Source organism: Methylocystis sp. (genome assembly GCF_021731785.1).
Classification (GTDB): Bacteria; Pseudomonadota; Alphaproteobacteria; order Rhizobiales; family Beijerinckiaceae; genus Methylocystis.
Genome location: NZ_JAKFWS010000137.1, coordinates 1 through 2561, shown reverse-complemented (window position 1 = coordinate 2561; position 2561 = coordinate 1). Strand labels below are relative to the sequence as shown.

Sequence of the window (2561 nt, the reverse complement as noted above, 5' to 3'; positions counted from 1 at the left end):
TCGCCGATAACCTCATGCCATGAGGTCACGGGAAGCTGGGAGGTGACGATCGTCGATCGGCGCCCGTATCGCTCTTCGAGGATTTCGAGGAGGTCATGACGGGCGCCGGCGTCGAGCGGCTCGAGGCCGAAGTCGTCGAGGATCAGGAGATCGGCGCGGCCGAGGGATTTGATGAGACGCGGGTGGCGCCCACCGGCGGGCTTTTTTCGTCTCCGGTGTGAGATCGCGTGCAATGTTGCCCACTCTGGAGCGTCGCTCGACCATCCGGCTATTCGAAGAACTCCGCGGCCGCGGCTATGACGGCGCGCCTGACAGCGTGCATCGATATGTGAAGAGCTGGCGAGCTGCGCGCGGCCCGGGCTCCGGCGCAGGCGTTTGTGCCGCTGCGGTTTGATCCTGGCGAGGCCTATCAGTTCGATTGGAGCCATGAAGGGATCGAACTTCACGGTCTGCCGCTGACGGTGAAGCTGGCGCAGATGCGGCTCGCCTACAGCCGCATGCCGTTCGTGCGCGCTTATTTCCGCGACACGCAGGAGATGGTGTTCGACGCGCATGATCGCGCCTTCGCTTTTATGGTGGGGTCTGCCGGCGCGGGATTTACGACAATATGCGCACGGCGGTGGAGGTCGTCTCCCTCGGCCGCGCCCGCACTTATAACCGGCGTTTCCTCCGGCTTTGCTCGCATCATCTGGTGGATCCGGTCGCCTGCACGCCGGCCTCGGGCTGGGAGAAGGGCCAGGCCGAGAACCAGGTCGGCACGATGCGCGACGTGTTGTTCCGCCCAAAGCCGAAGGTGAAGTCGCTTGAGGAGCTGAACGATTGGCTCGCTGAGCAATGCGTCGCCTACGCGAAGCGAATGAAGCATCCGGAGTTCAAGGATCGAACGATCTTCGAGGTTTTTGAAGAGGAGCGACCGCGCCTCATGCCCTTCCTCGGCCCCTTCGCCGGCTTCATTGAGAAGCCGATGCGCGCGACGACGACATGCCTGATTGCGCATGATCGGAACAAATACAGCGTCGACGCCAAGGCGGCCGGACGCGCGGTGCTGGTGCGCGTTTTCGCCGATCGCATCGTGGTCCTGCTCGGCGAGGAGGTCGTCGCCGATCACGCGCGCAGCTTCAAGCGCGATCAGGTCGTCTACGACCCCTGGCATTACCTGCCCGTACTAATGCGCAAGCCGGGCGCCCTCAGGAACGGCGCGCCGTTCAAGGACTGGGATTTGCCGGCGCCGCTGTCGGCGATCCGGGCCAGGCTCCAGCATCACGCCGACGGCGATCGGCAGTTCGTCAAGATTCTCGGTCGCGTGCCGGAAGACGGCGTCGAGGCCGTGGCGCAGGCCTGCGCCGAAGCGCTAGAGGCCGGAATCGCCAATGGCGACGTCGTCCTCGCGATCCTCGCCCGCAAGCGGCAGCCGCCGGCGCCGCCGAGCATCACGACGCCAGAGGCGCTCAAACTCAGAACAGAACCGATCGCCGACTGCGCCCGCTACGACAATCTGCGCAAAGGAACGAAAGACGCGCCATGGAACGGCATCCGATCATCGATGCCATGACCGGACTGAAGCTGAAGGATCTCGACGCCTTCGTCTTCAAAGACACCCCGGTCGATGAAGGACAAATCCGCGAACTCGACGCGGGCGACTTCATCGACGCCAAGCGCAATCTCATTCTGATCGGCGGCACCGAGCCCGCGTCATAATGCTCACCTCACCATCTCATTGAAAATCTATGGGTAAATCCGGCTGATTTGCAGACGGCGGAGGTCGCGATGAACGTTTCCTTCGCGCAGCGGCCTCTTTGACGACATCGGTGCGTCGCAGGTCCGCGGCGAGGATCGCGTAGGGCGCGCCCTTGCAGTGCTGACTTGCGGGAAGTGCGCCGTCGGCGATCAAACGGCGGATGGTTGCGGAGCTGACATTGAGCGCTTCGGCGGCCTCGTCAAGCGTCGCCCCGCCGCGCTCGGCGCGCTCGCCCTCTCGATAGACGGCGATGTCACTGTGTTTCCGCAGAGAGGCGACTCATGAGCGCGTCCAGGAGTTGCCCTTGCCGGTCGACCTTCCGGAGCGGTTGAGGTGTGAATTCTCCCGAAGCCGCATCAAGCTTATTTCGGAGACATTCAGGACGCTGAAATCGACGCTCTCGCCACCGCGCCGCAAAATGCTCTCGTACGTCTGAACGCCGCCTTTGGAGACCCGCCCTATAATTATGTAATCGACACGGCCTCGAAGGGCGAATCTGGATCGCCGCGAGGCCATCGGACGCATCATCGACACAACGATCGAGAACATGATTAGCTTTGTCGATGGTCAGCCGCGAAACGTCGTCACCGCCATGCGTCGACGAGTCTGTCGAGGAACGCCAATGGTTTGAAGCCGCTCACCGAATACGAATGTTTTCGAAGCGATAGATGGACGACGCCGAAGCATCGACTGTAGCGCCACAATCAACAGAAGGAGCGCGGAACATGACAACACAGACTGGAAAGATTCGTGTCGCGTTGAATGGATATGGGGTTATCGGCAAACGGGTCGCCGACGCGATCGCTTGCCAGGATGATATGGA

Annotated in this window: 1 protein-coding gene and 3 pseudogenes; 2 read left to right on the top strand and 2 right to left on the bottom strand. The window is 62.2% G+C overall.

Going from position 1 to position 2561, the window contains the following annotated elements; genetic code table 11:
• Positions 1-191, bottom strand: a pseudogene (locus QZ964_RS18665) (ATP-binding protein); the annotation flags it as partial.
• Positions 192-232: 41 nt separating this feature from the next.
• Here QZ964_RS18665 and istA point away from each other — a divergent pair.
• Positions 233-1552: pseudogene (gene istA / locus QZ964_RS18660) on the top strand (IS21 family transposase).
• Positions 1522-1683 (top strand): annotated as a pseudogene (locus tag QZ964_RS18655) (ATPase); the annotation flags it as partial. The pseudogenes istA and QZ964_RS18655, both read left to right, overlap by 31 nt.
• Positions 1684-1714: 31 nt before the next feature.
• Here QZ964_RS18655 and QZ964_RS18650 read toward each other — a convergent pair.
• Entirely contained in the window at positions 1715-1990 is a 276-nt protein-coding gene (locus tag QZ964_RS18650) for a helix-turn-helix domain-containing protein (RefSeq protein ID WP_275548829.1), read from the bottom strand.
• Between the last annotated feature and the right edge of the window lie 571 nt (positions 1991-2561).